This is a genomic window from Dethiosulfatibacter sp., from assembly GCF_983023055.1.
Genome location: NZ_CEZJXU010000073.1, coordinates 1 through 7,645 on the forward strand (window position 1 = coordinate 1; position 7,645 = coordinate 7,645).

Annotated in this window: 7 protein-coding genes and 1 other annotated feature; all 7 genes read right to left on the reverse strand. The window is 37.6% G+C overall.

Features of this window, described 5'->3' with window-relative positions; genetic code table 11:
- Positions 1-32: 32 nt before the first annotated feature.
- The gene (locus tag AC3AX0_RS04145; RefSeq protein WP_487549044.1) at positions 33-797 is read right to left on the reverse strand and encodes a TatD family hydrolase; all 765 of its coding nucleotides are present in this window, start codon (positions 795-797) and stop codon (positions 33-35) included.
- An 8-nt stretch (positions 798-805) separates the two neighbouring features.
- Positions 806-1,327 (reverse strand): DUF5673 domain-containing protein, encoded by a 522-nt coding sequence (locus AC3AX0_RS04150; protein ID WP_487549045.1) that lies wholly within the window; start codon positions 1,325-1,327, stop codon positions 806-808.
- A 10-nt stretch (positions 1,328-1,337) separates the two neighbouring features.
- Positions 1,338-3,287, reverse strand: a complete 1,950-nt coding sequence (gene metG / locus AC3AX0_RS04155) for a methionine--tRNA ligase (RefSeq protein ID WP_487549046.1) — start codon at positions 3,285-3,287, stop codon at positions 1,338-1,340.
- A 366-nt stretch (positions 3,288-3,653) separates the two neighbouring features.
- Positions 3,654-3,877, reverse strand: a binding site (T-box leader).
- A gap of 94 nt (positions 3,878-3,971) precedes the next feature.
- Positions 3,972-4,214 carry an RNA-binding S4 domain-containing protein gene (locus AC3AX0_RS04160; protein ID WP_487549050.1) on the reverse strand — a complete coding sequence of 81 codons (243 nt, stop codon included), beginning with the start codon at positions 4,212-4,214 and terminating at the stop codon, positions 3,972-3,974.
- Between the two features lie 89 nt (positions 4,215-4,303).
- Positions 4,304-4,597 carry an HU family DNA-binding protein gene (locus AC3AX0_RS04165; protein WP_487549047.1) on the reverse strand — a complete coding sequence of 98 codons (294 nt, stop codon included), beginning with the start codon at positions 4,595-4,597 and terminating at the stop codon, positions 4,304-4,306.
- 47 nt (positions 4,598-4,644) lie between these two features.
- The gene (mazG, locus tag AC3AX0_RS04170; RefSeq protein WP_487549048.1) at positions 4,645-6,060 is read right to left on the reverse strand and encodes a nucleoside triphosphate pyrophosphohydrolase; all 1,416 of its coding nucleotides are present in this window, start codon (positions 6,058-6,060) and stop codon (positions 4,645-4,647) included.
- Between the two features lie 7 nt (positions 6,061-6,067).
- Positions 6,068-7,645 (reverse strand): putative polysaccharide biosynthesis protein (locus AC3AX0_RS04175; RefSeq protein ID WP_487549049.1); only part of this gene is annotated, 1,578 nt, incomplete at its 5' end.

A 7,645-nucleotide genomic window follows, 5' to 3' on the forward strand; every position in this document is an offset into this window, starting at 1 on the left:
ATTATATCATAATTGAAGGTGCATTCAAAAATCTAAATACCAAAAAACCTTATGAAGTTTTCAGTTGTTGCATCTGCTACCTCTTCGTATGGTATTTCCTTTATCCTTGCTATTTCCTCGGCTACGTATCTTACATAGGCCGGCTCATTCCTCTTTCCCCTGTATGGTACCGGAGTAAGATATGGACAATCCGTTTCTATTAGAAGATGTTCAAGGGGTATTTCCCTTGCTACTTCCTTTGCTTTTTTCGCATTCTTGAAAGTTACAGGTCCCGCCAGTGATATTAGAAATCCAAGCTTCACATATTCTCTTGCAAGCTCCACACTACCTGAAAAGCAATGCAATATGCCTCTTGTGTTGCTGTATTTTTCTTCCTTCACTATTTCAAGGACATCTCCGTGGGCGTCCCTGTCGTGGATAATATATGGCATGTCAAGATCCCTTGCCATCCTTACCTGCTCTCTGAACCATTTCTTTTGAATGTCCCTAGGTGAATTGTCATAGTAATAATCAAGTCCTATCTCGCCAACTGCCACAACCTTGTCTTTTTTAGTTAGTGATTTTATTACTTCCAATGTATCGTATGTCAGATCCTTTACATCATGGGGATGGTATCCCACAGAAGCGTAGATTCTGTCATACTTCTCAGAAGCATTTACCGCTTTTATTGACGACTGAAGGTCGTATGCAGAATGAAGGACATAGGCAAGGCCTGATTCCTCAAATCTCTCAATCAACGCTTCCCTGTCGTCATCAAATTTTTTATCGTCCAAATGCACATGGCTGTCTACCAACATTTCTACACCTACTTTTTCTTTTTAGAAGCTTTTCTGTACTGCTTGATTAAAGAAGCAGCTTTCTCCTTCTCAATCTTGTCGTCTTTAACTGTGATTTTTTGCCTTCTAGTTGTTTCACTTACTTTATAGCTGACTAAGAGCTTGCAGGTCTTCTTGTTGAATCCTGTCCATTCAATAGATATGATATCTTCCCATTTAATAAGGGTATTGCTCTTTAATATGCCCCCTTCAGTAAGTTGTGTATTCCCAAAGGTATTAAGCGTTACTGCTACAAAAAGAACTATGGTGGAAACATACTGGAGCATTTCTAGCTTTGGTATTTCGTTACCGGTCTGAAGACTTTTCACCAGTGAGACTCCCATCAGTGCAAGTAGTCCAAAAACCATTAAACTTACCATATTCATTATCCTGTTATCCAAACTGAACTTCATAAGGGTTTCCCCTTTATTTTTTGCGTTTTTTATTTTATTCTTAATATTCAGAACCAATATAAATGCTGCAAATACAAGAACACCTTGATACATTATCATAAGTTATCTCCTAAGATATTTTTGCTCCATTCTTGAAATCTTCAAGAGTGGAAATGAGAGTTAGCTTCTTACCCTTTGTTGCAGCAAGTATCATTCCCTGGGATTCAACTCCCCTAAGTGTTACTGGTGCTAGATTATAAACCATTACAACTTGTTTGCCAACAAGGTCTTCAGGCTCGTACCATTTTGCGATTCCTGACACAACCTGTCTTTTTTCCTCTCCAACCTTAAGTTGAATTACGAGAAGTCTGTCTGCATCAGGATGCTTTTCAGCTGATATCACTTCTGCAAGTCTCATATCAAGCTTGGCAAAATCATCTATTGATATCTCTTCCTTATCCTTCTTCTTGTTTTTTTGTTCCTTCTTTACTTCCTTTGGCTTTTCAACTTCTTCAGGTTCTCCACCAAGCTCAACAAGCTTCTTCTTTGCATCTATTCTAGAGAAAAGAATCTCAGGAGTATCAACCTTGTCTCCTGCTTTTATTCCATTGAATTCTCTAAGGCTGTCCCATCCCTTGACGTTTGTGTTCAACTGGCTCATTATCTTCTCCGATGTTTCAGGAAGGTATGGCTCAAGGAGAACTGCTGCAATCCTTATTGACTCAAGAAGGTTGTAAAGTACTGTTCCAAGTCTTTCCTTCTTTGTCTCGTCCTTACCAAGAACCCAAGGCATAGTTTCATCTATATACTTGTTGCTCCTTCTCAAAAGCTTGAATATTTCATCTATTGAGTCGGCAACCTTCAAGTCGTCCATCTTATCATTTACATTAACAGGAGTTGCAAGGGCAAGTTCTATAAGTTCCCTGTCTATTGCTTCTAGCTCACCCTGTGGAAGGATATTACCGTCAAAATACTTGTTTACCATTGTAATAGTTCTGTTAACAAGGTTTCCAAGAATATTAGCAAGCTCCGAGTTTATTCTCTCTATTAGAAGTTCATATGTAATTGTTCCGTCATTCGCAAAAGGCATCTCGTGAAGTACAAAGTATCTTATTGCATCAACTCCAAAATGATCTACTAAAAAATCCGCGTAGATTACATTACCTCTAGACTTGCTCATCTTTCCATCTCCAACTAAAAGCCAAGGATGTCCAAATACCTGCTTTGGAAGTTCAACATCAAGTGCCATAAGCATAATCGGCCAATATAAGGTATGAAATCTTAAAATATCCTTTCCAATCAAATGTACATCTGCAGGCCAGTATTTCTTGAAGAGATCTCCACACTCACCATCAGGAGTGTAGCCAAGTCCTGTAATATAGTTTGACAAAGCGTCAATCCATACATAGATTACATGATTTTCATCAAAGGTTACAGGTACTCCCCATTTAAACGAGGTCCTTGAAACACAAAGGTCCTGAAGACCAGGTTTAAGAAAATTGTTTATCATTTCATTCTTTCTGGATTCAGGCTGGATGAAGTGAGGATTATCATCTATATGCTTCATGAGTCTGTCGGCATACTTGCTGAGCTTGAAGAAGTAAGCCTCTTCCTTGGTCTTGTATACTTCTCTTCCACAGTCAGGGCATTTGCCTTCCACTAGCTGACCGTCAGTATAGAAAGACTCGTCTGGAGTACAGTACCATCCTTCATACTCGTCCTTGTATATGTCTCCCTGATCGTAAAGTTTTTTGAATATCTTTTGCACAACTACCTTGTGATCTTCGTCAGTAGTTCTGATGAACTTGTCATAAGAAGTATTCATTATGTCCCAAATCCGCTTGATTTCTTCAGCGACTCCATCAACAAACTGCTGCGGCTCAACTCCAGCCTCTTCTGCCTTTAGCTCTATCTTTTGTCCATGCTCGTCAGTACCTGTCTGAAAGAACACGTCGTAACCTGCAAGTCTTTTGAACCTTGCAATACTGTCCGCCAAAACTATCTCATAAGTATTTCCTATATGCGGCTTGCCCGAAGTATAGGCAATAGCCGTAGTGATATAATATTTTTCCTTGCTCATAATTGCTCCTTTTTACTCTAAGTTTAATTCGTATCTTATTACTATTTATTAAAACGAGTGCTGTATTTCTATTCACTCACTTCTGGAAACACAAGGCTTTGAATTTTACTACAACGTCTCCTGCTTAAAGAAATAATATTTCATATCAGCGAGGTCTCGGCTAATAGGTATCAACAATCATAATTTAAATATAAGATTTGTTGTACCGGTAGCTAAACACCAACGTTTCAAGGTGTTTTGTGATTTTTGTCGTACCGACGGAGTAGGGAGTTGATGTGGAATGTTATTTCCCCATGCTAACCCTCAAATGTAAATTGTAATTGTGTTTCCAAATATCAATAAATAAAAAACGCCTCTTATTAAATAATAAGAGACGAATATATCCGTGCTACCACTCTTTTTCGTGAATTCCTCGCGAAATACACCTCAGGGTTATAAACCTGCCCGTAACGCTGGACTGCGACAGGACCTACTTTATTTCAATCCTGCAACTCAGGGACCATCTTCAGCTTCTATTGCAGACCGGTTTTCACCATTTCCGGCTCTCTTTGCTGCATTTCAAAACCTACTCTTCCCTTCAAAGTCTTTTATATAGCTTAGGAGTCGCTTTGTTCTAATACATAAAATATATATTATTTTACCGCCCTTGTCAAGATTGATATATATTTAAAAATTCAATTTACTCTAAGTAAGAATCCTGTACATTGCCTGGGCATCGTCCTTTTTTACATGCTCCGTAAGCTGCTCAACAGCCACCTTCATAGTCTTATCTCCGAATATGATTTCTATTACATCCTCAATCTGTACTTCTGTGCCTGGCTTTGCAGACTTGCCGTTTACCATTATCCTTCCCTTTTCACAGGCTTCCTTTGCAATGGTTCTTCTTTTTATTATTCTGGAATTTTTCAAAAACTTGTCAATTCTCATATTTGCTCCTTCTTCCATCCATTCTCTTTGCCACGGGTGGGTAATGAAAAATCAGACCCATTATCGCGGTCTGATTTAGTCATTTCTTATTATACGTTAACTGCTTCTTTCAAGGATTTTCCTGCTTTGAATACAGGAGCCTTTGATTCTGGTATTTCAATTTCTTGCTCTGGATTTCTTGGATTTCTACCTTTTCTTGCTTTTCTCTCTCTTACTTCAAATGTTCCAAATCCAACTAATTGTACTTTCTCACCTTTAACCAATTCATCTTTAACTGTGTCCATGAAAGCGTTAAGGTACATTTCTGCCTCTTTTTTAGTTCCTTCTTTTCCCGCACTCTTAGCCATTTCTGCCATGTTAGCTACTAATTCAGCTTTATTCACAATAAAACCCTCCTATATAAATTTAATATTGCAAATTCCTTTAGGAATTAATGCCTCTTTGATGTTTCCCATAGGGTGTCCATTTCTTCTAATGTCATCTGTTTTAAGTCTTTTTCAGCATTCTTCTCAATAAATCCAAATCTTTTAATGAATTTTGTATTGGTTCTGCTGAGTGCAATATCAGGATTGATCTTAAGAAATCTCGAGAAGTTTATGAGTGAAAAGAATAGATCTCCCAGTTCTTCTTCAATTTTATCCTTTTCCATGGATTCATAAGCTTCCATAAGTTCCTGCAGTTCTTCCTTCACCTTGTCGATAGCTCCGCTTATATCCGGCCAATCGAATCCTATTTCGGCTGCAATTTTTTGTATCTTGTATCCTCTTGATAGAGGAGACATTGCTTTTGGTATTTTTTGCAATTTTCCAGTATATGATTCAACCTGTTTTTCAAGGTTCTTTATCTCTTCCCATGTTTGAAGAACTTCTTCTTCATCTATTGCCACCTTGTCCTTAAAAACATGTGGATGTCTTCTTATGAGTTTTTCGCAAATATGCTTTGTAACATCCTCAAAATTAAAATATCCCTCTTCATCAGCAATCTGTGAATGGAATACCACTTGGAGCAGTAAATCACCCAACTCTTCCACCATATTTTCTATATCATCTTTTTCAATAGCATCTACAACTTCATATGCTTCTTCGATGACACATTCTCTTAATGACATGTGGGTTTGCTTTCTATCCCAAGGACAACCCTCGGATCCTCTTAAATAGGACATCGTCTTTTTTAAATCAATAATATTATACAACCCTAACGTTGATTTTTCAATACTTTCAATGAAAATATATGTGGAATAATCATATTTTTTTTGTCTATCCAGCTCGAACAATGAAATTTCATCATTTTTATTTGCTAAAACGTCAAATAATTGAATTTTACAGTCCGGCGGGTACACTTCAGTCATTTCAAGCTTTATCTTCGTTGCCACACTAAGACTTTCGATATTGCACACAATATTGCCTGAATGGATATCAAAATCATAATTTTCAGCACTGCCCTTCATGATTTTTATATTGCCCTCGAATGATGCCATTTTGACGGCTTTGTCGAGAAAACTCATGTTGTCGATTATTTCCGTCTCGATTTTATCATTACTCATCAATCTTTCAATTATTACATCACTGTTATATGGAGACCCAGGCACAATATACAAAATATGTCCTTTTTTATCCATTTCCGTCTTAAGTATTTTTTCTATTTCAATATAGACATCTTCAATATTTTCCTTTTCTTCAAATATTGAATCAAATTGAACAAGATTGTCAAAACTGTTTTCCTTGAATACAGGATGTCTTGAAGTTCTTGAAAACTTTGAAATATCATCATTCAATAATTTGAATGATTTGACTGACATCTCATCCATTTTTCCCGTCCCAAGACCCATTATACTTATCTTACCCATTTTATACCTACTTCATAAGTTTTATTTTCTTCATTATGCTATAAATTTTGTCTCCCTTTGGAAGAAGATCCATATCCTGGCTTGTAATTGTACCAGTAACCGGCAGTGCAATTGCATATACAGCGATTCCAACAACTATGGAAAAAAGCGCCGCAAGCTTCATTCCAAGGATGCCAAATCCAAGAGTGTATACTCCATATACTATTACTCCCATTATTGCTGATGCAATAAACGGTCTTAAAGCAACCTTTATTATGCTTACATCTATATCTGTATATTTTTTAAGGTCAATATAGTTCAAAACTGCAGCTGTAAGATATGCAGCTATTGTACTCAAGGCTGCTCCCTTTACATTGAGATCAGGCATTCCAACAAGTACATAGGTCAGCACTATTTTCACTACAGCTCCTATTGCCAGGTTCTTTACAGGTATTCTTTGCTTTTCAACAGCCTGGAGTATTGCAGTCAGAGACTGTACCAGTGTTAAAAACACTACGCTTACTGCAAGTATTGCCAGCAAATGTCCTACGCTTACATGCTTGTCCTGTCCAAGCGCAGGATAAAACAACGCTATTATAGGTTCCGATAATATATATAGTCCAAAAGCAGAAGGAAGTCCAATAATAAGTGATGTCCTTATTCCAAGATTTGCTGTCTGATTGAGATTTTCATTATCATGAATTGTAAATGCTTCCGATATGCTAGGCACAAGACTCATTGCTATTGCTATTGAAAAGACCTGTGGAAAATTGATAAAGGTCTGTGCTGTTCCGCTCAATTGTCCATACATGTCAGTAGCTTCCTTGACTGTATATCCTATCTGCAAAAGCCTCATTGAAACTAGCTTCGCATCTATTAGACCCATAAGGGGAACTATTGAAGCACCAATTGTTATTGGAACTGCTATTACAAGAAGTCTTTTCACAACGCTTTTAGTATCATCAATTCTATTGCTACCAGCTTTTGCTATGTTTTCCTTAATAGTTTTCCTTTTTCTGAAATATATGCAGAAAATTAAAATGAATCCTGCTATTCCTCCTGCCGATGCTCCGAAGGATGCTCCTCCAGCTGCTTCAGGCAGACCCTTATCTACAAGGATATATGCAAGGGAAAGTCCCGTTGCAAATCTTATAAACTGTTCGACGACCTGAGACATGGCCGTTGGTACCATATTCTGCATTCCCTGGAAATATCCTCTGTATACACTCATGACAGGCACGATGAACAGTGCAGGCACCAATGCCAGCAGTGAATAGTATGTTCCCGGATATCCTATTGAATTCGCAATATTTTGGGCAAAAATAAAAATCACAAGTGAAGACAATATACTAACTATCAGTATTACCTTCATTGAAATTTTAAATATTTGATGGGCTCCTTCAGGATTGTCCAATGCTCTTTTTTCAGATACAAGCCTTGCTATTGCTGTTGGAAATCCAGCAAGGGATATCACCAACAATAGGTTGTAAACCTGGTATGCAGGCTGATAGTATCCTATTCCTTCAGTGCCTATCAAATTAGTCAAAGGTATGCGGTATATCGCACCAATTATTTTTACTATGAGTCCCGCCATTCCAAGAACAGC